The sequence below is a fragment of the Micromonospora sp. NPDC049662 genome, assembly GCF_040675055.1.
GTDB lineage: Bacteria > Actinomycetota > Actinomycetes > Mycobacteriales > Micromonosporaceae > Micromonospora.
In genome coordinates this window covers 94,353-119,678 of record NZ_JBFAOC010000006.1, presented here as the reverse complement: position 1 = coordinate 119,678, position 25,326 = coordinate 94,353, and the positions used below count along the sequence as shown (strand labels likewise).

Here is a 25,326-nt window from a genome sequence, read left to right as displayed (position 1 = left end):
CCAACGAGATCGGAGCCTGACGCTGAATCAGCGGGTGCGATGCCACTACGAAATCCCGGGCCAGGACGGCTACCCCGCCCGAGCTTTCAAGGTCACCACACTCTGATCTGAGTCCTGCCGCAGGTCTTGTCGTTCGTCCAAACGACCGCCAACCCGCAGCGCACCGGGCGACCGTCCGAACCCTGACTGTCAGGGGCGGACGACCCCGAGCTGAAACTCGTGCACCCAGTTCGCCGGATTCCCCGGATCGAACTCGAGGCAGACCTCGCGGGCATACCCGACTGGCATGTAGCCATTGTCGTCTATCCAGCGGGCCAGGACCTGCATGCTGCGGAACGCCTCGGCCATCGGGCCCCGGTGCAGGATCGTGACAGCGGACTCGATCCCGGGCAGGTCGAGAATGTCGATCGTTCCGTCGCCCGCAGGCGTGTCGGCGGCCACCTCGACGGCCGCGTGAACCCGCACCTCCTGGCCGTCGCCGCCCGTGCCGGGTTCCGGCACGTAGTAGGCGATCGGCGAACCAGTCACCGTCGCGCCGCTCTGGTTCAGCCGCCGCCAAATTTCCTGGTACAGCGGCCCGATCACCAGCCCGGTGTCCGATTCTTCGTAGCTGGCGACCACCTCCGAAAGCTCGGCGACGCGCGCCTGCGGGATGCGCTTCAACGTTACGTCTCCGGTATTAATGTGCCCCTCCTGTGCAATCATGCGCAGCCGCGCGTCGAGGCCGGCAAGTCGGGCGACATTGGCGCTGAGCTGCTCCAACTGTGCGCGCCGCAGCCGCAGCATGCCGCGCAGCTCCTTGACGGTGACCCTGTTGTCGAGGATGTCGGCAACCTGCACTAACGGAAGTCCCAGGTCCTTCAGGACGATAATCTGGTCGAGCCGATGCAGCTGGTTGGCGTGGTAGTAGCGGTGCCCGCTGACCGGATCCGTCGCGGCTGGCCGCAAGAGGCCGGTCGCGTCGTAATGGCGCAGCATGTGCACCGACACTCGACCGAATGCAGCGAAGTCTCTGAGGCTGAACACCGCCTTATTCTGCGGCCTGACACGGTGTCAGGCTCAACACCGAATACTAGGAAGCGCCGCCGGCGGATCGGCGGTGAACCGGTAGAAGACCAACCGACGCCTACACGGCGAACTCGGCCACGTCTCGCCCGCCGAACACGAGGCCCTACACGCGATGACCCACCCGGTCCCCGCACCTCAAAACCAGCTAACCAACACGCTCGTGCAGGTCGATGCGGTCGTACTCGAGCAGCTTGGCCTCCGAGGGACAGTTCCACGTGAAGGCGCGGAACCCGGACTCTTGGTCGGATGGCGTCAGATCGCTGTGGCACTGCCAGGCATCAGCTCGTAGACCTCAAATGCAACCCCGAGGTCAACGCCCAACCGGGCGCCGTGGGACTGTGCCACTTCAGTCAAGAACTCGGCAGGATCGAACGCTGCCACGCCAAGGCCGCTCATGTACGCCCGATGGGCGCGCAGGGAGGCGATACCGCGCTCGAGGAAGCCTGTGACGTCCACACCGTGAGTGGCCTGCGGGGAGGCCGTGAAACACACGAACCGCACCCCCGGCCACGGCTCAAGGGCCTCGTCCTCGCACAACTCCGGAAAGATCCATCTGTTCGCCGCATCACGGGCGGCATCCAGAGTCGCCAACCCGGCAGCGCGATGGTCGGCCTGGTTGACGATCCCGCCACCGAGCCGCTCCGTGAACGCGTAGCCGACCACGACATCCGGTTGCTCTCGTCGAATCACGCGGGCGATGTCGCGACGTAGCGGCAGGCCGTACTCGACGACTCCGTCGAGGTAGTCGAGAAAATCGACGGTGTGCACGCCGACCTCGCGGGCTCCCTCGCGTTCCTCTGCCATCCGAATCGGCCCGCATTCACTCGGACGCATCCCGTCGATGCCTGCCGAGCCTGATGTCAGCAGCAGGTAGCTCACCTGTTTGCCCTGGGCGGTCCATCGTGCGATCGCGGACGCCGCACCGTACTCCAGGTCATCTGGGTGCGCGGCCACACACAACACCCGGTTCCAGTCTTCACGAAGTGGGGCCAACGGACGCGTTGAGGTAGGCATAGCGCGATGCTAGGCAGCCGTCGCCGGATGATCAAAGTCAATCTTGCGGAACTCGGCCCGCCATTGGCGGCCCGGCGGACGGTCGTCGGTGATCTCGTCGAGCCGCACCGGTCGAAGGCCCGCCGGGCCGAACGCCTCGATGTCCGAGAGGGTGAGGGGCCACGGGGGTCCCGCGTTCTCGACGATGGCGGCGGCGTGCGCGATCACGAGCAGCGTTCCGCCCTGGGCCACCATGTCGGCGACGTTCTGGATCACAGCGCTTCTCAGCTCGTCCTGATAGACCTGAACGGTGTACGACTCGACCACGAGGTCATACCCGGAGCGCCACCCCGCCGGCGGGTTGAAAACGTCGGCGACGAGGTAGTCGACATCGGACTGCGGGAAGCGATTCCGTGCACCGGCGACAGCGCTCGGCGCCACATCGAAGGCCGTCACCGCGAACCCGAGCTCGGCGAGGAGCTCCGCATCATCACCCACCCCACAACCGACGACGAGAGCGGTCTCGCCCGAGGCCGCCCTGTCCCGTTGTGCCACCCAGGACACGAGGTGTGGGTTCGGTGCCAACTCCACCCACGGCACGCGAACCTCGCCTCGTTCAGCGGCCGCGTAGAGATGCTCGAACCAACCGGTCGGATCGCCACGCCGATGGGAATCCGCAGCATGCTGTCGAGCGGTGGCAGCATGGCGGCTCCTTGATTCAGTCACGTGTGCACCGCACAACGCTGATGACATTCATGTCCCCACCCCTCGCACGGCTGGCCTGCAGCAGAGGTCGAGGGTCAGTTCTAGATGCCGTGCTCGGTGAACCGCTGCCACAAGTATTCACCGCCGGTCACGGGCTCATGCCTCTCGACGACTGGGTGCGCCGGAGGCAGCACGGGCTCCATGACCACGTCATAGCTGGTGCCATAGAAGAAGGCGACCGAGTAGCGTTCCCGTTCACGAGGCGTACGAACCCGGTGCGGGGTGGCCGGGATGGTGCCGTTGGTCCACCGGACCAGCATGTCGCCCGCGTTGATGAGGAAGGCGCCCTCGATCGGCTTGATGTCCATCCACTGTCCGTGGGGGTCGCGCACCTGGAGACCACCGACGTCGTCCTGCGCCAGGATGGTGACTGCCTCGTAGTCGCTGTGACGGCCGACGCTGAGCGCGTCATCTGGTGCGTCGGGGCGCGGAAGGTAGTGCAGCAACCGAAGCTGGGCGTGTGGAATCGCGCTGCGAGCCTGGAAGAAGTCTCTCGGCAGACCGAGACCAACCCCGATCGCGGCGAGCAGTTCGTCCGCGAGCGGTCGCATGAGCTGTTGGTAGCCCTCGACCGTCTCCCGGAAGCCGGGCAGGTCCTCCGGCCAGGGGTTGGGCATGTTGGACAGGTATGCGCCGGGGCCCTGGTAGTCGTCGCCGATGTCCATGCCGCAGTCGTAGAGTTCGTGAAACGAACCGGTTCCGGCGAGGACGCCCTTGGGTACGTAGCCGTGGTAGTGACCCGCGTGCCGGTAGTGCACTTTGTCGAGCTGGGCCGGGGTCTGCTGGAAGAGCCGATACGAAGCCCGGAAGATTGCGGTTACTGCCTCCGCTGCGATTCCGTGTCCGATTACGTAGACGAAGCCGACCTTCCGAAACGAGTCGACGAGGCGCATGGCGACGGCGTCGCCCTCGGGCGTGCGAGCAAGCCAGTCGCTGAGGTCAATGACTGCGACCTGATCCCTCGTGGATGCCATATCAGAGATCTTCTCAATCGCGTTTGGTGCTGGCAAGCCACCGCCGCATCAGCCGGATCGATGCGCACCTGTCGTGCGCGGCCCGACACACGTATCATGCAACGGTTCTCGTCGCGACGTGCGGGACGTTACGCCCGATCGGGGAGGGGCATGTCTGGTAGCGCTGTTGAGTCCGAAGCCATCGATCTGGTGGTTCCGAACATCGCCGACTTCAACCTGCGTCATCCGCGCCTGACGGTGGACCCAGCCACGCACGACAGCTTCGTTCGGGTCGGGCAGGCGTTCGCGGAACAGAGTTTGTTCTGGAGTCTGGGCCGGCGGGTGCTCGTGCTGCCAGCGATGCCGGACAGGCAATGGTTCGCCGATGTCCACATCGCGATGGGTGCTTCTCCCCCGCCCCTCATCCATCCCGTGCAGCGCAGCGGTCTACTCGTGCGTGACCTGCTGGACGACGCGATCGCCATGTCCGCCCTGCGGCGCGAGCTCGACGGACACCGTACGGTGCGCCTCGTCACCTGGGGTGCCACCCAGGAGCTGTACACACTACAAAGTGTGCTCACGCAACTCGGGCACGACGTGGTGACCGACCTCCCCGCACCGGAACACTACTGGGCGAGCCTCTATCTGGACTCCAAAATGAGTTGTCTGGATCTCGCGAGCCAACTATCCGGCTTCCGCGTAGCGCCCGGCATCACGGTCGACTCCTGGGTGGAACTGCGGGGGGCGATTGACTCGATGCTCTCCACGGGCGAGGCCGTCATCGTCCGGAGCATGTACGGGGTCAGTGGTGAGGGCTCGACGGTCGTGCACGCGAACGCGGAGAGCCGCTCCCGCTTTTGGCGTACCGTCCGCGACGACCCACTACTTTCCATTTTCCCTCTGAGCGTCCAGCGTTACGTGACACACCAGCCAGCTGTAGGTTGTCCCGCGGTCGACCTGTTCATCGGCGACGAAGGCGTCACGAGCTTGCTGAGCAGCATCATGACGGTCGACGAACACCGTTTCACCGGCGTTAATGTCGGAGCCGGCCTACTTCCCTCGGCCGTTGAGGAGGAGATGCACGCGGTGTCCACGCAGATCGCCGGCGTCGCCCGCGGTCTGGGTTTCCGGGGCTGGTTCGGCGTCGACTTCCTGATGAGTGCGGACGGCGATCTCTACGTGACGGAGTTCAACGCCAGACGGACCGGCGGCAGCGAGTGGGTCGACCTGCTGGCGCGGTGGCGAGCTACGCCCGAGGTGGTGGTGCGGGCGGAACCCGCGGTGTCGGTGACCGGGGACCGGCACGCGTCGTACGCCGAGGTCAGGTCCGCGATCGACGAGGTCCGGCGTGATGGCGTTCCGGTCTTCCCGACGAACGTCCGGGGCCTGGGATATCTGCGCCGCTCTTATGGCATCGTCACCGGGGGCGCGGATGGTGGCGAGGCGGAACGACGTGCCACACTAGTACGCCGCACGATCGAGGTGGAGCTGGCCGGTCCGCGGATCGTCGCGCTGCCGGTGTCGTCATGACCTTCGCGGCATCTGAGGACAACAGCACTCGCTCGGCAAGCGCGCCAGCGCATCTTGGCTTCTGGACCGAGGCCGGCGACATGACCAGGTTGCCGGTCGGCCTCGTCAACGACGAGCGTCTGCCCACAGACGCGGATGGCCTCCGCGAGATGCTGCACGGGTTGGTCATCCACACGGATATGCTGCACCTGTATGGCATGTCTCGCCAGGACGACCCGCCGGCCGAGATCCACCTGCGTCCGGTGACGGAGATGCTGACTGCCCTGCGGGAGAAGGCTGACTTGCCCATGATTGTGACGCGTCCTCCGCAACGTCGTCTGCAGGGCTCATGCCGACACTTTGCGGTCCTGCTTAGTGCCCTACTGCGGGCACGCGGCACACCGAGCCGGGTTCGCGCGGGCTTCGCGAGCTACTTCGAGCCGGGGCTGTGGGAGGACCACTGGATCGTCGAGTACTGGAACCCTACAGACGAGCGGTGGCAGCTGGCCGACGGCGAACTGGACCCGGTCGAGGTTGACGAGTACGACATCACCTTCGATCCCGGTGACCTGCCGGACGGCGCCTTCCTCCCCGGGGCGACGGCCTGGCGCCGGTATCGGCGCGGTGACCTCGACGGCGACCTGTTCGGCTTCGGCAACAACCGAGGCTCCGTGCTGATCGCCGGTGCGGTCATCCGCGACCTGGCCGCGTTGAACAAGCACGAGATGCTGCCGTGGGACTACTGGGGCCTGCTCGACGAGTGGGATCGGGGTCGGTTAACGGTCGACCCAAGCTACGTCGATGTGATCGCCGAGGCAGTCGGCCGGGGCGAGGTGGCCGGGATCCGGGAAGTCTATCGGCGCCCCGAGCTGGCCGTGCCTGGCGACCTGAGTTTGGTACGCGCTGACCGGTGACCCGGTCAGCGGCGCAGGCTTACTGCGGCGGCGGCGTTGGCGTCGATGAGCCAGTCGTTGGACACCATCACCTGGCCGGAGTAGAGGTCCCGCAGCATCCTCGCCACTGACAAAGGCCCGTCCTCAAGGTAACCGGCGATGCCGCACATGCCCAGGGCGAGCTGCGCCACCTGGACCGTTGACGTCGATGCAGCGATCTTGAGAGCGTTCATCCGGGTCTTGAACCTATCGTTGCGTGGCACGGCGCCCCGATCGGCTGCGTGGTAAAGCCGGACGGCGTCGTCCAGTTGGGCTTCCAAGCTGGTGAGGATCTGGTCGGCCTCGGCCATTCGCCGGTCGACCGAGTTGGTTCCGGATCGACTGGAGCGTGCCTCGACCGCCCGCGCCGCACGACTGAGCGCCTCGGTTGCCATGCCGATCCAGACGGCCGACCAGAGGATCTGCGACAGCGGCACCAGGGTGTGCGCGGCGACCACACCGAACGGATCCGGCAGGATCTGCGCCCTGTCGAAGTGCGCTTCGATGCGCAGCGGCGGGCTGCACGTACCGCGCATGCCCATCGGGTTCCAACCACCCACCTGCTGCAACGACACCTGGTCGCGTCGCACGATCACTGCAACCTGATCCTCAGGCTCCGCCTGCGGATCGCGACGAGCCGGGATGAGGAAGAAACCCGCCTGAGCCCCGTAGGACACCGTCGGCGCCTCCTTGTGCAGCCGAAGGCCCACATCATCCGGCTCCACAGCCGCGTGGCTGCGATGGATGCTGCTGCCGCTGCCCTTCTCACTCGTGACGGAGGCCAGCAGCAGGTTTTCGGCGACAATCGCGTCGAGGAGACCCGCCAAGGTTGGCGTGGTCAGCGCACCGTGACGCACCAGGCAGGCGAGCTGCATCTGGTGCATGGCCCAGATCATCGCGCTTGAGCCGCAGCCGCGGCCCAGGATGCTCGCGACGCGCACGATGAGGGACAGGTCGAGGCCCAAGCCGCCGGCCGGCCGTGGGACCACCGCCGAGAGTAGTCCCGCCTCGGCGAGCGCACTGACCGTCTGCGTGGGAAACACCGCTCGGCGGTCAACGTCGGTCGCGTGCTTCGCAGCGACGTCGTCAGCGATGGCTTTCGCCGTCCTGAGATAGGCACGAGGGCTATGCGCCGCTGGGTCGGCATGTCCATTGAGGTTGCCGAGGCCGGGGCCGGCCGGATCGTGTAGTTCCTGGCCCATAATGAGATCGACTTTAGCGCATTGCTCGTGAACGGGGAATCATGGCGGACGACGAGATCCACTGGTGGTCGGCGCACGCGGTTGCCGACGCCATTCGGCAGCGTCGCATCTCGGCCCGCGAGTACCTGGACGTCCTGCTGCGCCGCATTGAGCGGCTGAACCCTGGGCTTGGTCTCGTCGTCACCCTCGACGACCGCGCTCACCAGTACGCCGCGGCCGCCGACCAGGCCACAATGCGAGGCGAGGCCTCCGGTCGGCTGCACGGAGTGGCGATGACGGTAAAGGACAGCCTGGCAACCGCCGGCGTGCGCACGACGGCCGGCACCGAAGACCTCGCCTGCTACGTCCCGGACCGGGATGCGCAGACAGTCGCCATGCTTCGCGCTGCGGGGGCGATCATCATCGGCAAGACGAACATGCCGGCATACGCGGCAGACGTACAGACCGACAGTCCACTACACGGCACGGCGCGCAACCCCTGGAGGCCTGACCACACCACTGGTGGATCCTCGGGCGGGGCAGCCGGGGCGGTCGCCGCCGGACTGTCACCGCTCGAGATGGGCTCGGATGTGGCTGGTTCGATCCGTATCCCCGCCGCGTACTGCGGCGTGGCGGGGCACAAGCCATCCTTCGGAGTCGTGTCCCTCGACGGCCATGCTCCGCCCTATCCGCGCAAGTACACTCCGCCGGACATGGCCGTGATTGGTCCGCTGGCCCGGACCGTCGACGACCTGGCGCTCGCCCTCGACGTCGTGGCTGGGCCCGGACCCGACGAGCGGAGCGCCTGGCGACTGGATCTGCCACCAGCCCGCACTGTGCGACGGGTTGCTGTCTGGGCCGATGATCCCTACTGCCCGGTCGACGACGAGGTACGCGCCGCAGTGACGCTGACGGCGGATCTGCTGACCACCTCGGGGATCAGGGTGGAAACGGCCGCTCCCACCGGGTTCAACCTCGCCGAGAGCGATGAGGTTTTCCGGCGGCTGCTGGTATGTGTGGCTTCGGGCGACTACACGCCGGCCGAACTCGACGGCATCGCGGCCGGACGGCTGTCGCCGCGGGCCGATCTGGGCGCGGAGTTCTACCCACAGCGCCATCGTGAGTGGATGATTGCCAGCGAGAGGCGGACTCAGATGCGTCGCCGATGGCGGGAGTTCTTTGACCAGTACGATGCGTTGCTGCTTCCGGTGACGCCGAACGTGGTGCCGTCTCACGATGACCGGCCGTTCTCGGCCCGGCGCATCACGGTCAACGGTGCGGTCCGGTCTTACTGGGATCAAATCGTGTGGGCTGGCCTGACCGGGGTCAGTTATCTGCCGACCACCGTCGTTCCGGTTGGGTTTGACTCTCGCGGGCTGCCCGTGGGCATCGCAGTGGCCGGTCCGTACCTTGAGGACCGTACGAGCTTGGAGCTGGCCCGACGGATCGCCGAGTTGCTGCCGGTGGCCGCCCATCCGCCCGTTGGCTGACGTCCCCTCCGGCGTTCAAGCTCGACAACAGCCGTGGGGTACGGAAGACGCAGGCGTCTCCCGTACCCCACGGGTGCGTGTCACCTTAGTGCGGCGGGGACGAGCTCAGACCCGACCTGATGATGATTTTGTCCGTTTGCCAGGTGTCACGGACATCCACGATCTCGAACCTCATGCGATCCTCCCTTCCTTCTGCCAGCTCGCCCGGATGGCGAGGGAGCTTTATGTGGTGTAGCGAGTTAGACGATTACATATTGAGGGGGTTTACCGAAAACGGAGGGACGGACCTCTGAAAGACAAAGGCAAGCAGGGGCGATCTGCGTGGGCTGCCGAATTCAACCGACGGCAACTGCCAGGGCGGATTTTCACGCAGTCGCAACCCGATAGGAATCACATGAGGCACCCCCGCCCACTTACCCTACCTGATCTACAGCGGCTTCGGAATACGAAGTGATTGCGCGTTGTGGACAAGTCTCTCCGCCGCTTTCCGTCTGCGCTCAATTCGGTCTCGCGCGGTCAAGCTCGGCACTGGCGACCTTAGCCATCAGCGTGGCCGGCACCGGAGTGCCGCAATGTGTCACCGGGCGGTAGGGCGCGGAGGGGGCGTCCGGATCGCTGCGGCCTACCGTCCACATCAGTCCGCTGACCGTGTCGGTCACCGCCCAGCGATCACTGCCGGCCAGGCCCCAGCGGTAGCAGGCGTTGAGCATGAAGGGATCGGCGGCCATCCACTCACCGTCAATGTTGAACTCCGGCCAGGTATGCCAGGTCAGGTAGGGCTCGGTCATGAAGTACCCGTACGCGGATCGCACCGGAAGGCTCAGATCACGAGCGAGGTGCACGGTGAGCCGGGTGGCCAGCCCGCAACTCGCCAGCTGGGTTGCCCGGGCGAACCCGAGGTCGTCATGCAGGGTGCGCGGAAGGATGTGAAATTGCAGCGGCGTGACCTGCTCGACCAGCGGCGTAAAGCGGCGGCCCAGTCTCACTTCCCGATGCGTCATCCGCACGTCGAATTGGAAACTCCCCCCGCTGGCGCGCACTCTGCCGGATACCGCCGTGCGGGCGAGATCCTGCCGGAGCGCGAAGTCGCAAACGCCGCGGTGTCCCACATCCGGACAGCGCGACGAAACCGTCACGCTGCGCAGTCGGGAAAGGTCGCCTTTGTCGTGCACCAACGCCCGCGACCACCACCGGATTGCCCGCCCTCTGGGACTGGGTAGCCCGAGATCCAGAGCGACGTTTTCCAGATCCAACGAGTCGAATAGGCGGTCGGGTCCCGTACCGCGGTGGGGCAGCCCGACATCCAGTAGCCGTTCGAGCAGGGGCGGATCGATGCGGTGCAGACGGGTAGCGATCGCAAGATCATCACCGAACTGCCGGTGCGTGTCCGGCACCCGTCGAATTCGACCGACCAGGTCGCCCAGCCGGTCGGTGGCCCATCGTTTGCCAGCAACCACCTCGGTCACGTCGTCAACCTTCCGCCACAGGGGAGGGAGTCATGGACCTTCGCTTGGCCCGGCCAGCGACGGCCAGATCCTGCCCGTGCAGCTCGCCGGCCATACCGGTCGCCACACCCGCGGGGTCGCCACTCAACTCCACGACGCGGTTGCGGTGATCCACGTGCACCACGCGAGGTTGGAACGACCGCGCGGCATCCATGTCCATCAGTGAGTAGCCGATGATGGTCACCAGGTCACCGGGGTGCACGAAGTGTGCGGCAGCGCCATTGATGCCAACCACGCCGCTGCCGCCCACGCCGGAAATGAGGTAGGTCTCCAACCGTGCTCCATTGGTGACGTCGATAACTGCCACTTGCTCGCCAGGCAGCAAGCCTCCAGCTCTCATCAGGTCCTCGTCGAGGGTGAGAGAGCCCACGTAGTGCAGGTTGGCCTCGGTCACCGTCGCCCGCTGGACCTGTGCCGTCAGTCTCGACAGGATCATCGTGGCCTAAGCCTTCTCGAGGATGAGGGGTACGCCGTTGGCGGGCACAAGGTCGAGCAGGGCGAGCGGTGTCACCTTGGCCCCAGGGGCCAACCGCAACTGGTACCGCTGCACCACCATTGCCACCACGATGGTCAGCTCCACCATGGCCGCTTCCTCACCGATACAAAGGTGCGGCCCGCCGCCGAACGGGAAGTACGCGTACCGGGGAAGGTCGCGCATTCGTTCACTGGTGAAGCGGTCCGGGTCGAACCGGTCCGGGTCGGACCAGATCTCCGGGTGTCGGTGGGTCACGTACTGGGAGAACACGACCGGCGTGCCGCCTGGAACTCGATACCCGGACAGATGGTCCTCGTCAACAGTCTCTCGTACTCCGCCCCACGCCGGCGGGTAGAGCCGCATCGTCTCGAGCAGAACGCGCCGCAGGTAGGGCAGGGAGTCGAAGTCGTCTTGCTTTGGTGGCCGCCCGCACAGCGGCACCAACTCCTCGCGGACGCGCTCGGCCGCCCAGGGATGCACGGCGAGGAGATAGAGGGCGAACGAGATCGAAGTGGCCACCGTGTGCTGGCCGGCGTGAAGCATGGTGAGCAGCTCGTCGCGCACCGCTCGGGCTGGTAGATCCGACTGTGCCAGCGCATTGAACACGGCACCTCGGTCCGACCCTCCGATGTTCGCCCGGGGCGTCGCGAGCACTACGCCGACCTCGCGATCCAAGGCCGCCACACTCGCCTCGAACCGATTGCGCGACCTGGCGACGGCCCACTCCGGCAGGGGATACATGCGAAAGCTCTCGCTGCTGACGTAGCTCAACGCCTCGGTCAGGTGCCGCAGGACCGACTCCTCCCGGTCGCCGAGATCGATGTCGAACATCGCCTGAAGGACCACGCGAAAGGTCAACCGCTCCACGTCCGGGCAGACGTCGAAGCGCCGTCCCACTCCCCCGGTTGCCCATTCGTCGAGCATCTCCCCGGTGCGCTGCTGCACCACGTCGACAACGTCGTGTTGCCGGTCACGCCGGAAAGGTGGGGCGAGCACCCGGCGGTGAACCGACCACGCCTCCCGCTCGCTGGTGAGCAGTCCCTCCCCGAGCAGCATGGCGAACGGCCCGTTGAGCTTGCCGCGGCTGTAGTTGCGGTGGTTACGCTGATGAACGGTGGCTACCGCATCCGGGTGGGCCACGAACACCCACGACGCGCCGCTCGGCTCGCGGAAGCGCACGACGTCCCCGTACCGCTGCCGGCTACGGCGGTACACGCCGACCGGGTCGCGACGTAGACGCCAGAGTACGGGCCACATCAACGGACCTCGCGGGCCCGGGATCGCATCGAAGTCCGAATATTGCTCACTCACGGCGCACCCCCTATACCGAGGCCGGCGAAGCTGCGTCCCGCAGATAGGCCGACCGTTTTTCGACGAACGACTGTCGGGCTCGCACCAGTCCCGTGTGCGTGCCGATGTCGTACCAATCGTCCCGGAAGCGGTGCGCACCGACTGACCGCCCGTCGGCGATCAACATGCGCACCAGCTCTGTCATGTCGAACCGGACGCCGGGTGGGACTGCCGCTTGAGCGCTGGGCGAGATGACGTAGATGCCCGCGCACACATCAAGTTCCACGCGCGGCTTTTCCCACAGATCCACGACAGCGCCACCAGCGATGTCGACAATGCCGTGACTGATTGAACTCTCGGTGACGTGCACCGCCACGGTCATCTCCGCGCCACTCGACAGATGGGCCTCGTACAGCTCATCGAAGTTCAGCAGGGTGAGGACATCGGCGTTCATCACCAGCGCAGGCTCCGACCAGTCCCGCACCATGCTCAACGGGCCGGCGGTACCCAGTGGGTACGGGTCGACGTAGTAGTCGAGGGCCAGGCCGAACCGCCTACCGTCCCCCACCACCTCCTCGATCATCCTGCTGAGGTACGCGACGGACAAGCTCACCCGGGACACCCCGCTGGCCCGCAGCTGCCGGAGAATCACCTCCAGGATGGTGTACTCGTCCAGCGCGACGAGCGGCTTCGGGCTGTCCAGAGTGTAGGGCCGCAGCCGCGTGCCGAGCCCACCGGCGAGGATCACCGCGTGCGACGGCCTCACCTGTGGGGGCCTGGCCGGTGATAGCTCCGGGCCGCCGTCCGCCGAGGCTTTTTGCAGCTTCAGCCGGGCACCGCGGCCGTGCTGCTCTGATGGTGTCGGACTTTCGTCCATCATGTCCCGCACCGGCCCAGCCCTCCTTCCGACCTGGCCGGGAAAGTCCCGCTACTACGCGACTCAATCGACGTCATCAGGTATGAGCACAACCTTGGTCGCCTCCCGTCGCTCGAACAGCTCATAGGCGCGCGCCACCTCCGTCAGCGGCAGGCGATGTGAGATCACCACCGTCGGATCAATCCGGCCGGCTCGGATCAGGGCCAGCACGTCGTCGCGTACCACGATCGGGTCCCCGACGACGAACCGGAGCGTTAGCTCGCGCGCGAACGCGGCGGCGGCGTCAAGCGGAGCGGCGTTCGAGTGGTGCGCGCCGACCGCGACCACCGTGCCGCGCGCCGCAGCCGTCGCCATCGCCAGACGCAGGGTGGCATCGCTGCCCACCGCCTCGATCACCGACCCAGCTCCCCTGCCGGCCGACACGTCCGTCACGATCTCGGCGAGTTCGTGCGGAGACGCTGGCACCAGCCCGCACGCGGCCGCCGCCGCACGCCGCGCCGGCACCGGATCTGCGACGACCACCGCAGCGGCACCGACGAGCCGCGCGCACATCCCGGCTAGGAGCCCCACCGTGCCGCCGCCCACCACCGCAACCGTTTCACCGGCCGTGATGTTGGCATGACACGCCGCAGCGTAACCAGTGGAAAGCACGTCGCTGCTGAACAGAGCCTGCTCATCGGTAACTCCGTCCGGGCAGGCCCATAGCACGACGTCGGCGTATGGAACGCGGACGTACTCGGCCTGTCCACCGTCGAGAGACTTCCCGACGACCGTGGAGTAGCCAAAGAGGGTGACCTCTGGGCACTGATAGTGCCAGCCCCGCGCACAGGCTGGACAGCGACCGCACGCCACTACGTCCGAGGCGACCACCCGTTGGCCCAGCTGGTAGGGCACCTCGGCACCAGCCGCGACGACGGTGCCCACGAACTCGTGTCCCAGCACCGTACCGGCACCGAACCCGGGCAACTCACCACGGTACGCGTGCAGGTCAGTGCCACAGATCGCCGTACGGGTCACGCGCACCACTGCGTCCCGTGGGCCGGTGATCTCGGGCTCAGGCAGGTCCGTACGCAGCCGGACGTCGAACGCGCCCTGAAAAGCCGCACCTCGCACAGCTCAGCCCTCCTCGCCCTCGGCACTCGATCCGTCGGAACCCCCAGCTCGTCGCAACAACGCCTCGGCCTCCCCCTCGGTCAGATTCGCCAACGCCCGGTGGATCTCCCGCTCGGTGAGATCGGCCAGTCGGGCGATCGTGAGGTGTTCGAAGGCTTCGGCAGAGGGGATCGGCACGTTGAAGGTACGGCCCACCTCCAACACCAGCTGGTTGGCGAAAACCGAGTCGCCGCCCAGCTCGAAGAAGCTGTCGTGAACGCCGATCTCGGTGAAGCCCAGCGATTCCTGCCAGATCCGGGCGATCCGCCGTTCCACGTCGTTGCGCGGTGCCACGTACGAGTGCTTCATCGGCGGACGGGACGACCGGGAGCCAAGACCGATACCACGTAGCAGCGCCTGGTTGCCGGTGGTCACCTCGCTGAACCGCGCCACCCCGAGCTCACTGGGGAAGAACTGCACCAGGTTGTTCAGGTTGGTGGGCATTACCAGCGTCTGCCGGCGCCGATCGTGCAGGATCTCCTCCAGAGCCTGGATCCCATGCTCGGGGGCCAGGCCGGTGTAGGCCGCCGCCATCCGGCCGGTGCCACGTGCCGCACCGACAGCCAGCCCGGCCTGCGCCCACGGCCCCCAGTTGACGGTCAGGGCATTCAGGCCGGCCGACCGTTGGTTCACGGCGATCGCGTCGAGTACGGCATTGGCTGCGCAGTAGTTCGCCTGGCCGGGCGAGCCCAGCACGGACGCCGCGCTGGAGAAGTACACCACCCAGTCGGGCGGGTCGGCCTCGATCGCCGCCGCGACGCTCACCGCCCCCGCGACCTTGGGCCGCATGACCCTCTCGATCATCTCCCCGGTCATCCGGAAGAGCGAGGCGTCGTCGATTACGCCGGCGGCCACCACCACGCCGGCCAGCGGCGCGGCCGAGCGGAGCTTCACCACCGACTCGGCGACAGCGACGGGATCGCCCACATCGGCGGCGATCAGGTGCACGCGCACCCCGGACGTGGTCAGCTCCTCGATCACGGCTGCGGCCGCGGGTGTCGGCGGACGACGACCCAGCAGCCCGATGTGACCGGCGCCCCGAGCAGCCAGCCACTGTGCCACCCGGAGGCCTAGCGCACCGAGGCCCCCAACGACCAGGTATGCGGCCGACGGTCGGACCACCTGCGATCCGGCTGCGGGCGTCCGCACCCCTGTGAGGGGCGCGATGCGGGCGACGTACCGGCGGGCGCCGCGCAGCGCCACCTCCGACTCCAGACTTGGGGCCCGCAGTTCGGCAGCCAGTTCGCCCGCGATATCAACCACCTCGCCGTTGGCCGGGAGGTCGACACAGCGGGTGGGTAGCAATGGGAGCTCAAACGGAAGCACCCGCGCCAGGCCCCACAGGCCCGCCCCCGCGGGACGCACCACCCGGTCGTCGGGCTCCACCTGGCACGCGCCGCGGGTCACCACCCACAGCTGGCGGTCGGCCACACCGACGGTCGCCAGTGCCTGTACCAGGTTGGTCAGCGACATGACGGCTGCGGTGGCACCTGCCGGGGTGAATTCGTCCGCCGGCCCGAGGTGCACCACATTCAGACCGCCCGGCCCTGCCAGCCGGGAGTCGCTCAACAGTCGTACCCAGTCGCCCGGTCGGTCCGGCCGAATCGTGGCGACGTCCTCGGAGTAGGTGTAGCGGTCACCGGAGCGCACCATGTGCACGGTGCCGCCGTTTGCCCGTAGCATCGGCGCGAGCGCCGCCGCCAACTCAGGGTCGGCCGCGACCACCAGCCACGCGGCGCCGAAGTCCGGGGCGGCCTCGGCAGACCACTCCTGGTGCTGCCACACAGACTCGTACCGCCAGAGAGGGCTGCTGACGCCCGGTCGCCCGACTGCAGGCCCGGTGAGGGCGCTGAGCCGCAGTCCGCGTACCGAGACGGACACCTCACCATGGGCATCGAGCAGCACGACATTGGCGACTGCCTCGGTCGCGTCCGTGTGGTCCACCTCGGCCACGGCCCGCTGTACCCGCACGCCGGTGCCGCTCGACCCGCCGTCGTGGACGCGCACCCGGTCGATGCTTACCGGCAGCGGATGGATGCCGCCAGCCAGTACTGCGGCCGGCCAGATGAGCTGGAAAGCCGCGTCGAGGGGGCGGGGGTCCACCGTGAGGCCGTTGGGCGGCCCGGCACCTGGTGCAAGCGTGGCGACAGCAGCGCGGGTGCCCCGCGAGACGTCGCTCAGCAGCCGATAGTCCGGACCATACTCCAGCCCGTTCGCATGCAGGGCCGAGTACATCGCGTCCACCGACACGTGCTGATCGCAGGCCGCCGCCACTTGACGTAGGTCGTCGGTGGTCTCCAGCTCGTCGGCGGCGGCCACGGTGCCGGTCGCGAACAGCCGCCAGGTGCCGGCGGCGCCGGCCTTGGCGAGCACGCGCACCGCGAACCCGGGCCGAGGGTCAGGCCGGTCCAGCGCACCCACCGCGGGCACTGCGACGACCTGGATCCATCGTGGGCCGTCGTCGAGCTGCAGCAGCGCGTGGAACCTCAGGTCTCGTACCTCGATCGGGCCCGTGATGCCAAGCTGCCGCCCGGCCGCCACGGCAAGCTCCACGTAGCCCGAGGCCGGCATGACCACCTGCCCGTCCACCACGTGGCCGGCCGTCACGGCCGGCGGCTCACCACCAAGGACCAGCTCCCACCGATCTCGGTCGCCCGCGTCTGCCAAGTCGAGGCGCCTGCCCAGGAGGGGATGCCCGCCGTCCGACGGCCCCTGGCCGGCTGGGTGCCTGGGTAGCCAGTGCCGGTCCCGCCGCCATGGATAGGTAGGCAGGGCGGCGCGAGGTCCGTGGGGTGTGAACCGCTCCCAGCGTGGCGTCGCGCCCGCCTCGTACAGTCGGGCCAGCCCCTCCCGAACGTGCCGCACCGGATCCGTTTCGGGTTCCATCGACGAGACGAACACCGACTCAACGCCTCGGGCCGCGGCAACCTGCCGCACCGGCGTACGCAGCACCGGCTGAGCACCGAGTTCAACGACCGAAAGCACACCCGCGTCGAGAGCCCCGCCGAGTGCCGCCTCGAAGCGCACCGGGCTGCGTAGGTTACTCGCCCAGTACTCGGCGGCTGGTGCCTCGGCGAGCGGGCCACCGACGACGGTAGACCAGAATAGTATCTGCGGCGGCGCGGCCCGAAGGTCGGACAGCCGTCGGCCGAGGTCGGTGGCGGCATCCGACATCCAGGTGCTGTGTGAGGGGTATTCGACCGGTATCCACCTGGCAACGACCCCCGCCACCTCATGTTGCGCGCGAAGCCGTTCCAGGACAGTGGCGTCACCGGACAGCACCACCGATTCCGGCCCGTTGACCGTAGCCAGTTCGATCCGGCCATCGGCGTGGCGGACCAGCGTTCCGGCGTCGGTCTCGCCGATGCTCAGGGCCAGCATCCGCCCGGTACCGAGGGTGGGCGCGATGGCCTGGCCACGGGCGAGGGCGACCTGCATCGCTTGCGCCAGGGTAAGCGACCCTGCCACGGCGGCCGCAGAGACCTCACCGAGACTGTGGCCGAGCACGGCCTGTGGCCGGATGCCGAAACCCTGCCACATCGCGGCGAGGGCGAGCTGGGTGGCAACGGCGACCGGTTGGGCGACGTCGGGAGCTTGTAGGGCCACCTCGGCGTCTGTTCGCCGCAGGACCTTTAGCAGACTCCAGCCGGCCAACTCGGCGAGGACTTCGTCGCACCGACGCAGCGTGGCCGCTATCCGCTCGTCCTGCGCGGCCAGCGCCAGCAGCGCGGCGGGCCGCTGATTGGACTGACCGGGAAAGAGGAACAGGGGCGACGCGGCTGGATCGGCGCCTGGACGCACGGCGACACCCGCAGCACGAAGTTGCGCGGCGAGTTCGTCCGGGGACGAACCGACGGCCGCGAACCGCAGTGGATGATGCGTCCGGTGCCGGGTCGCCGTCGTCACGACCGCCGGCAGGTCGGTCGCGGCAAGTCTGGCGATCCGGTCCGCCAGTGCGGTCGCCGCGTCCGCGAGCGCGGCGGGGTGGCGGGCTGACACCGGCAGCACCAGGGGCGCGGCTACCGGGACCTGCTCTTTAGCCGCCGCCGGCGCCGCGCTCAATGGGGCAGGAGCGACGACCACGTGCGCGTTCGTGCCGCCGAACCCGAAGCTGCTGACGCCTGCTACGGCGCGGTCGGCCCCGGGCCAATCAATGCCGGTGTCGATGACGCGCAGTCTGAGGCGATCGAAGTCGATGTGCGGATTGGCGGTACGGTAGTGCAAATTCGCGGGCAGGTAGCCCTTGTGCAGCGCCAGTGCCACCTTGACCAAACCGGCTATTCCGGCCGCCGCTTCCAGATGTCCCAGGTTCGACTTCACCGAACCGATCAGGCACGGTTCGCTGTCGCGTCCCGCCCCCAGGACGGTACCCAGCGCCCGCGCCTCGATCGGGTCACCGAGCAGCGTGCCCGTGCCGTGACACTCGACGTAGCGCACATCCGCCGGGGCCACGCCCGCGTCCTGGTACGCCGCAGCCAGGACGGACTCCTGAGCTGCCGGGTTGGGCGCGGTGAATCCGTTGGACCGCCCGTCCTGGTTGACCGCGGTACCCAGGATCACGCCGTAGACCCGGTCGCCGTCCGCCAGCGCTTGGGCCAACGGCTTGAGCACCACGACCAGGCATCCTTCGGAGCGGACGTAACCGTTGGCAGAGGCGTCGAAGGAGTGGCACCGGCCGTCCGGGGACAGCATGCCGCCCCGGGCCAGCGCAACCGAGGTCTCAGCCTCCAGCAGCAGGTTGACGCCGCCGACGACGGCGGTGTCGCACTCTCCGTTCCGCAACGCCCGCACAGCGAGGTGCACAGCGACCAGGGAGGATGAGCACGCCGTGTCAACGGCGAGGCTGGGACCGCGGAGGTCGAACAGGTACGAGATGCGGTTCGCCGCTGTCGACAGCGCGTTGGCCGTGGGCGTCAGCGCGTGCGCCCGCGGGACCTCGCCAACCTGACGGCGAACGTACTCGTTGTTGGAGATACCCAGGTAGACCCCTGTACGCGACCCGCGCAGTCGTTCGGGCAGCAGACCGGCGTCCTCGATCGCCTCCCACGCGCCCTGCAGCAGCAGCCGCTGCTGCGGATCCATCCGCCGCGCCTCCTCGTGCGGAATCTGGAAGAACGCAGCGTCGAAACAGGCAATGTCGGACAGTAGACCCGCGTAGTCCGAACCAGGTGTGCCGTCGGACTGCCAACCCTCCCGGTCGACCTCGCCGATAGGATCGGCTCCCTCGACCAGCAGTCTCCACAGTTCGTCGGGGCTCGCGGCTCCCGGCGTCCGCACGGAGATCCCCACGATGGCGATCCGGCCGTCGGTGGGTGTCCGATCAGGCTGCCGATCTACGGTCGGTCGCCCGCCTGCGGCGCCGGCGGTGAGCTGCGCGACCAGCTGGGTGACAGTTGGGTGTTCGAAGAGCAGCGCCGGATGGACCTCGGTACCCATTCGCGCGCTCAGGTCTGCGGCCAGCTCCGCGACTGCCTGAGAACCAACGCCCAGCTCAGCCAGGGGTACGGTGGGATCAACGTCCGTCGGTGGAAGACCGGTGTGGGCCGCCACCCGCTCGACCAGCCACGTGTGCAGTTCTGCGGGGCGCATCAGGCGGACCTACTCTCGTCCTGCGGTCGTCGACGGCCGCCACTCATATCGCACGGGCAGCCGTCCGGCCAGGTAGTCGTCTCGGCAGGCCGCGCGGCGGAGCTTGCCGCTCGACGTCTTGGGGATACTCTGCGGTGCGATGAAGACGACGTTGTCGGGCACGATGTCGAGGCAACGCGCCACCGAGGTGCGGGCAGACAGGGCCAGTTCGCGGAGTGCAGCCTCATCCTCCTCGGCCGTCTCCTGGACGATGACCACCCTGTCTCCGCTGTCGTCGGACACGTCGAACGCGGCTCCGCACCCCGCCCGCATCCGGTGGTCGGCCCCCTGTACGGCTTCCTCCACGTCCGTGGGGTAGATGTTGCGCCCACTGATGATGAGCAGGTCCTTGGCCCTGCCCGTGAGGTAGAGCTCACCGTCGTGGAGGAATCCCAAGTCACCGGTACGCAGGAACGGGCCGCTGCTGTCGGGCAGACGCGCCCCGAACACCCTGTCGGTCTCCTCGGCACGCCCCCAGTAGCCGGCGGCGATGCTGGGGCCTCGCACCCAGACCTCACCAATCTGGCCTGGGCCCAGCGGTGTGTCCGCCGCCGGATCGACAATGAGCACCTCGTGCTGGCTGGCGGGCCGGCCGCAGCTGGCTACCTCGACCCCGTCCGCGGAGGACTCGGTCAGCAGGGCCACCTTGCTCGCGTCCAGCGCCCGACGATCGATTCGCACGCTTCGCGCCCCGTCACCGGGACGGGCACCGGTGACCAGCAGCGTCGCCTCGGCTAGGCCGTAGCAGGCATAGAGCGACGACGGAGCCAGGCCCTGGTCGGCAAAGGTCGTAGCGAATCGACGCAGGACGTCTGCTCTGACCTTCTCGGCACCGGTGAACGCGACCGACCAGGAGGACAGATCCAGGTCTTCCCGCTCGGCCGGACTGATCCGACGGGTGCAGAGCTCGTAGCCGAAGTTCGGCCCACCGGCGCATGTGCCGCGGTACCGGCTGATCGTCTCCAACCATATTGCTGGTCGACGGAGGAAGTCCTGCGGAGCGATGAGGTATGACCATGCACCGGTATGCACGGCGGAGAGGACGTACCCGATCAGCCCCATGTCATGGTAGGACGGCACCCATCCGACCACTACGCTGTCGCTGGTCAAGCCCATGGCATTCTGGATAGCCGCCAGATTGGCCAGGATGTGTCGATGACGCAGTACCACTCCTCGCGGCGCGCCGGTCGATCCGGAGGTGTACTGAATGACGGCGAGGTCGTCGCCCAGGATTCTGGGGGGTCGCCAGTCATCTACGCCATCGCCGGAGATCGCGTCGGTGGCCAGCCACCGTACCTCTCCGACCATAACGCCGGCTGCATCCCGGATGGCCACGAGGGAGGCGGTGGAGAGGACGAGTTCGGCGCTACAGTCTGCCACGACTAGGCCCAGGCGGTCGAAGGCCGCCGGCAACGCAGCCGTGCTGGACGGCGGATAGACCGGCACCGCCACGACGCCGGCCAGTAGCGCGCCGTAGAGGGCGACGACGAAGTCGGGCCCCGGCGGGTACATGAGCACAACGCGAGAACCCGACGGCGTGTGGTCGGCGATCTCGGCGGCAACGATTCGGGCGCGCTCGTAGAGCTCGGAGAAGGTGAGCGTCGTGGCTACGGGAGCACCGTCGGTGACGAACCCGTAGCCACCAGAGCCACCGTCTTCCACCCGCTGAAGAAGCGCGTCGACCACTGTCGCCGGCTGGTCCGACATCCTCACTGGCCCGCCCCACCCACGTTGAGTCGCCACATGTTCGCCGCGTCCTGTGAGCGTTTCGCGCCCCACTGCTCGTTGCCTGCCGCCTGCCGCTGCCACAGCACCTGGTATGCCTCAACCGGTTCGGGTGTCACAGTCGGCATCGGTTCCACGTTCGCCAGGGCGTTCTCAATGTACGGGGCGAGTTCCTCCTGCTTGCGCCTACGGCGCTCCTCGTTGCGCTCGAGGAACTGGGGAAGTACCTGCTCGCCGAGCATGGACAGCGACTCACACACGTGCTCGTGCTCGTAGTTGCCCGCCTGCTGCAACAGGATGACCTGGTCGACGCCGGCCTCCTCAAGCTCCGCGAAGTGCGCCCTCACACGCTCGACAGACCCGATCGCGGAGACCCCGGCCATCGGATCCACCTCCGATCGGAGGAACTGCTGCCAGAGCTCGCCGTGACCAGGCGTGTGGGTGCCGAACCGGAAGTAGTACGCCAGTGCCCACTTGAAGAACTGCTGCCCCAGCAGGCCACGCCGGCGGGCCTCGTCGTCGTCCTCGTTGACCATCACTCCGGCGAGCATCGCGATGTTCGGGTTCACCGTCTGGCCGAGTGGCCGACACTCTGCGCGAAACGTGTCGTAGTACTCCTCCACCCAGAATTTGGCCTCGGCACCGTCCATGAAGGCAAAGGTCAGCGCGCCAAGTCCGAGTCGAGCCGCGAGCTTGACCGTTTCCCGGTTCGTGCACGCCACCCAGAGAGGTGGGTGGGGTCGCTGGATGGGCTTCGGCACAATGTTGCGCGCCGGCATTGAGAAGAACTCGCCGTCGTAGCCCGGGTACGGCTCGGCGGAGAGCATCTTCGCGCACTCGCGTACCGCCTCGGCCCACATCGACCGCTTCTCCACATAGTTGACATTGAAGCCCTCGAGCTCCAGCCGCGAACTCGACTCACCCGTGCCCCACTCGACACGCCCACCGCTGACGAGGTCGAGTGTCGCGATCCGCTCGGCGACGCGGGCGGGGTGGTTGTAGGCCGGCGGCATCAGGTTGATGCCGTGCCCGAGGCGCATCTTGTGGGTTCGCTGGCTGACCGCAGCGAGAAACACCTCGGGGGCACTCGAGTGCGAATACTCCTCGAGGAAGTGGTGCTCCTGTGCCCAGGCGTACCCTATGCCGGCCTGCTCGCCGAGCTCGGCCCATTCCAGCGCGTTTTGGAAGAGGGTCGCTTCGTCACCGTCCGCCCAGGGGCGGGGAAGCTGAAGCTCGAAGAACATTCCGAAATCCATCACTCCTCCGTCCATCGGACACGGAGCGCAATGTCGGAAGGCCGAACACCTGGCAGGCGTCGGCGATCTATATTTCCCCCGTGTCATTCGTCCGCGTGACCTGGCCGCGCGAACGTTCCGGGACATGGATAGCATAGATAATCTTGGTGTGCAATCATCGCAGCATCCCGCTCCGAACGTGCGTTCAGGATGACCGTCCATCATGGAGCAGTGTGAACAGGATGGTCGCGCCAAGGCGGCGATGCGGTGAAATGGTGGCCGACGGACGGAGGGACGGCGAATGTCTGCGGCGATGATCGCGATGACGATTGACGGGCGGTCGCAGGGCGGTGACCAGACGATCGACGTCGAGGACCCGGCGACGGAGGAGATCTTCACCGCAGCCCCGCACTGCACCCAGGCCCAGCTCGCCGAGGCCGTGGGATCCTGTCGCACCGCCTTCAGATCATGGTCAACGACACCGATCGACACCCGGCGGGAATACCTTCGCGCCTGTGGCGACGTGCTGGCGGCTCGCCGCGACGAGATCGCCGAGCTACTCACCCGCGAACAGGGTAAGCCGCTGTCCCAAGCCCGCGCCGAGGTTGATCTCTCCGCCGGGTGGTTCGGGCACACCGCCGTGCTGCCGCTGGGCGCCGAGGTGTTGGTCGACGACCAGTCCGCCCACATCGAACTGGAGCGTGTCCCCCACGGAGTGGTCGCGGCGATCACGCCCTTCAACTATCCCATCATCCTCGGTATCTGCAAGCTCGCTCCGGCGCTGCTCGCCGGCAACACCGTGTTGTGGAAGCCGTCTCCGGTCACCCCGCTCTCCAGCCTGCTGATTGGTGAGCTGCTGCGCGATGTACTGCCACCCGGGGTGCTCAACGTAGTCTCCGGCGGCGGAGACCTCGGTCGCTCTCTGGTCACGCACCCGGACGTTGCGCTCGTTTCGTTCACCGGCTCGGTAGCTACCGGTCGGGCCATCGCCTCGGCTGTGGGTCTGCGCCACGTCGTCCTCGAACTCGGCGGCAATGACCCGGCGATCGTGCTCCCCAACGCCGACGTCGGCGCTCTGGCTTCGTCCCTCTTCACGCTGGCGACACTCAACAGTGGGCAGTTTTGCGCAGCGATCAAGCGCGTCTACGTACACCGCGCCCAGCAGGCCGAACTCTTCGACGCACTCGCCAGCCTGGCGGGCGACGCACGGCTGGGCAGCGGGTTCGATCCGCGCACCACTCTCGGCCCGCTGACTACGCGGTCACAACTGGACCGCCTGACCGGGCTGGTCGAGGCAGCGGTCGCGGCCGGCGGGCGGGCGGCGGGCGGCCGCAAGCTCGCCGGCCCGGGCCACTTCTACCCCGCCACCGTTGTCACCGACCTGCCCACCGGCACTCAGCTCGAGAGCACGGAACAGTTCGGGCCCGTCATTCCGGTTCTGGGTTACGACGACCCGGCCCAGGCCGTCGCCGCCGCCAACGCGACGGAATACGGCCTCGGTGCGTCCGTATGGGGCGATCCCGACGCGGCCAGGTCGCTGTCCAGCGGTATCGACGCCGGCACCGTCTGGCTGAACACCCACGGCGACCTCCGGCACGACGTGCCGTTCGGTGGCGCCCGGTCCTCCGGGCGCGGCGTCGAGTACGGCTACCTGGGTCTGCTCGAGTACACCCGGGTGAAGGTGGTCAACGCGACATCGATCCCCGGATGACGCCCGCGCTCACCCGCCGATGGGGACCGGGTTCGCGTCGCGGGCCGCGAGAAATTCCGGGCGTGGGTTGGTGGTGTTGGTGGCCGGGTTGCTCGTCGCGTTGTAGACGACGATGAGGGTGCTACGTCCGAATGGCGAGATGTTCTGCGCCGACGAGTGCAGGATGTTGGGGTGGAAGAAGAGAACGGAACCTGCCGGACCCTTCGGGCTCACCAGACCGTTACTTTGCACGAGATCCGCGATGAGACTGGGCTCGATCTGATACTTTTCCTCGGCGGTCAGCGTAGAGACCCAATTCGGCGCGTCCTCATACCCGATGGGCATGCCCGCGGTAGGCGTCGCCGCGAGCACTCCCGCTCGATGTGAGCCTGGTACGAAGGTCAGCGGCCCGTTGAATTCGGTGACCTCGTCGAGGAACACCGCCACATTGACCAGGTCGGGCCGGCGGATGCCGTCGTCCTGCAGCCAGTAGATGTAGTCCTGGTGCCACTGCCACTGGTCGCCGACGAAGGCTGCCTTGACGTTAACCTTTGACTGATGGATGTAGACGCGCTCACCGACCAGCGCCGCAGCACGTTCGACTAGTTCCGATCGGTGACAGAACCGGGCGATCGTCTCGTTGGTCTGGTGCGGGCCATACACCGAACGCACCGTGACTCCGTCGCGCTCGAGGATCCGGCGCGGACCCTCCTGGGCCAGCAACCGCGGCACGGCCTCGGTCAGCTCTTGCAGCACGCTCTCCGGCAGGAGACCGTGTGCCAGGTAGAACCCGTCGCGCTGATACGCGTTGACAACCTCGGTTTCAGGCCCGCTGGCAGCAGTTGGGGTGACCATAGT

General features: G+C 67.4%; 18 protein-coding genes. 4 read left to right on the top strand and 14 right to left on the bottom strand.

Annotated elements, in window-relative coordinates:
• Positions 1 to 189: 189 nt before the first annotated feature.
• From AB0J36_RS06980 to AB0J36_RS06965, 4 genes are all read right to left on the bottom strand, one after another.
• Complete coding sequence (locus AB0J36_RS06980; protein ID WP_363660237.1) at positions 190 to 1,026, bottom strand: MerR family transcriptional regulator; 837 nt, start codon at positions 1,024 to 1,026, stop codon at positions 190 to 192.
• 294 nt (positions 1,027 to 1,320) lie between these two features.
• Complete coding sequence (locus AB0J36_RS06975; RefSeq protein ID WP_363660236.1) at positions 1,321 to 2,082, bottom strand: PIG-L deacetylase family protein; 762 nt, start codon at positions 2,080 to 2,082, stop codon at positions 1,321 to 1,323.
• A gap of 9 nt (positions 2,083 to 2,091) precedes the next feature.
• Positions 2,092 to 2,652 carry a class I SAM-dependent methyltransferase gene (locus tag AB0J36_RS06970; RefSeq protein ID WP_363660235.1) on the bottom strand — a complete coding sequence of 187 codons (561 nt, stop codon included), beginning with the start codon at positions 2,650 to 2,652 and terminating at the stop codon, positions 2,092 to 2,094.
• 215 nt (positions 2,653 to 2,867) lie between these two features.
• Positions 2,868 to 3,836 carry a 2OG-Fe(II) oxygenase family protein gene (locus AB0J36_RS06965; RefSeq protein ID WP_363660234.1) on the bottom strand — a complete coding sequence of 323 codons (969 nt, stop codon included), beginning with the start codon at positions 3,834 to 3,836 and terminating at the stop codon, positions 2,868 to 2,870.
• Positions 3,837 to 3,950: 114 nt separating this feature from the next.
• Between AB0J36_RS06965 and AB0J36_RS06960 the strand changes: the two genes are divergently transcribed.
• Entirely contained in the window at positions 3,951 to 5,309 is a 1,359-nt protein-coding gene (locus AB0J36_RS06960; protein ID WP_363660233.1) for a hypothetical protein, read from the top strand.
• Positions 5,306 to 6,202, top strand: a complete 897-nt coding sequence (locus AB0J36_RS06955; RefSeq protein ID WP_363660232.1) for a transglutaminase-like domain-containing protein — start codon at positions 5,306 to 5,308, stop codon at positions 6,200 to 6,202. The genes AB0J36_RS06960 and AB0J36_RS06955 overlap by 4 nt, the downstream gene beginning before the upstream one ends.
• 5 nt (positions 6,203 to 6,207) lie before the next feature.
• Here the strand turns inward: AB0J36_RS06955 and AB0J36_RS06950 are convergent, their stop codons facing one another.
• The gene (locus tag AB0J36_RS06950; RefSeq protein WP_363660231.1) at positions 6,208 to 7,422 is read right to left on the bottom strand and encodes an acyl-CoA dehydrogenase family protein; all 1,215 of its coding nucleotides are present in this window, start codon (positions 7,420 to 7,422) and stop codon (positions 6,208 to 6,210) included.
• Between the two features lie 41 nt (positions 7,423 to 7,463).
• Between AB0J36_RS06950 and AB0J36_RS06945 the strand changes: the two genes are divergently transcribed.
• Entirely contained in the window at positions 7,464 to 8,891 is a 1,428-nt protein-coding gene (locus tag AB0J36_RS06945; RefSeq protein ID WP_363660230.1) for an amidase family protein, read from the top strand.
• Positions 8,892 to 9,388: 497 nt separating this feature from the next.
• Here the strand turns inward: AB0J36_RS06945 and AB0J36_RS06940 are convergent, their stop codons facing one another.
• From AB0J36_RS06940 to AB0J36_RS06905, 8 genes are read right to left on the bottom strand one after another with little or no spacing between them, the layout of a single operon-like run.
• A complete protein-coding gene (locus tag AB0J36_RS06940) occupies positions 9,389 to 10,357 on the bottom strand; it encodes a transglutaminase domain-containing protein (protein WP_363660229.1) in 969 nt (322 codons plus the stop codon).
• A gap of 4 nt (positions 10,358 to 10,361) precedes the next feature.
• On the bottom strand, positions 10,362 to 10,832 hold the full coding sequence (gene panD, locus AB0J36_RS06935) for an aspartate 1-decarboxylase (protein WP_363660228.1): 471 nt from the start codon (positions 10,830 to 10,832) through the stop codon (positions 10,362 to 10,364).
• A gap of 6 nt (positions 10,833 to 10,838) precedes the next feature.
• Positions 10,839 to 12,182 carry a cytochrome P450 gene (locus tag AB0J36_RS06930; RefSeq protein ID WP_363660227.1) on the bottom strand — a complete coding sequence of 448 codons (1,344 nt, stop codon included), beginning with the start codon at positions 12,180 to 12,182 and terminating at the stop codon, positions 10,839 to 10,841.
• Positions 12,183 to 12,192: 10 nt separating this feature from the next.
• A complete protein-coding gene (locus tag AB0J36_RS06925; protein WP_363660276.1) occupies positions 12,193 to 13,041 on the bottom strand; it encodes a sugar phosphate nucleotidyltransferase in 849 nt (282 codons plus the stop codon).
• Between the two features lie 60 nt (positions 13,042 to 13,101).
• On the bottom strand, positions 13,102 to 14,151 hold the full coding sequence (locus tag AB0J36_RS06920) for an alcohol dehydrogenase catalytic domain-containing protein (protein ID WP_363660226.1): 1,050 nt from the start codon (positions 14,149 to 14,151) through the stop codon (positions 13,102 to 13,104).
• A gap of 3 nt (positions 14,152 to 14,154) precedes the next feature.
• Positions 14,155 to 19,779 carry an SDR family NAD(P)-dependent oxidoreductase gene (locus tag AB0J36_RS06915; RefSeq protein WP_363660225.1) on the bottom strand — a complete coding sequence of 1,875 codons (5,625 nt, stop codon included), beginning with the start codon at positions 19,777 to 19,779 and terminating at the stop codon, positions 14,155 to 14,157.
• Between the two features lie 9 nt (positions 19,780 to 19,788).
• Positions 19,789 to 21,504 carry a fatty acyl-AMP ligase gene (locus tag AB0J36_RS06910; protein WP_363660224.1) on the bottom strand — a complete coding sequence of 572 codons (1,716 nt, stop codon included), beginning with the start codon at positions 21,502 to 21,504 and terminating at the stop codon, positions 19,789 to 19,791.
• Between the two features lie 23 nt (positions 21,505 to 21,527).
• A complete protein-coding gene (locus AB0J36_RS06905; RefSeq protein ID WP_363660223.1) occupies positions 21,528 to 22,787 on the bottom strand; it encodes an LLM class flavin-dependent oxidoreductase in 1,260 nt (419 codons plus the stop codon).
• A gap of 292 nt (positions 22,788 to 23,079) precedes the next feature.
• Here AB0J36_RS06905 and AB0J36_RS06900 point away from each other — a divergent pair, with 292 nt between their 5' ends.
• The gene (locus AB0J36_RS06900; protein ID WP_363660222.1) at positions 23,080 to 24,489 is read left to right on the top strand and encodes an aldehyde dehydrogenase family protein; all 1,410 of its coding nucleotides are present in this window, start codon (positions 23,080 to 23,082) and stop codon (positions 24,487 to 24,489) included.
• Between the two features lie 9 nt (positions 24,490 to 24,498).
• Here the strand turns inward: AB0J36_RS06900 and AB0J36_RS06895 are convergent, their stop codons facing one another.
• Positions 24,499 to 25,323: a phytanoyl-CoA dioxygenase family protein gene (locus AB0J36_RS06895; protein ID WP_363660221.1), complete on the bottom strand. Its 825-nt coding sequence runs from the start codon at positions 25,321 to 25,323 to the stop codon at positions 24,499 to 24,501.
• Between the last annotated feature and the right edge of the window lie 3 nt (positions 25,324 to 25,326).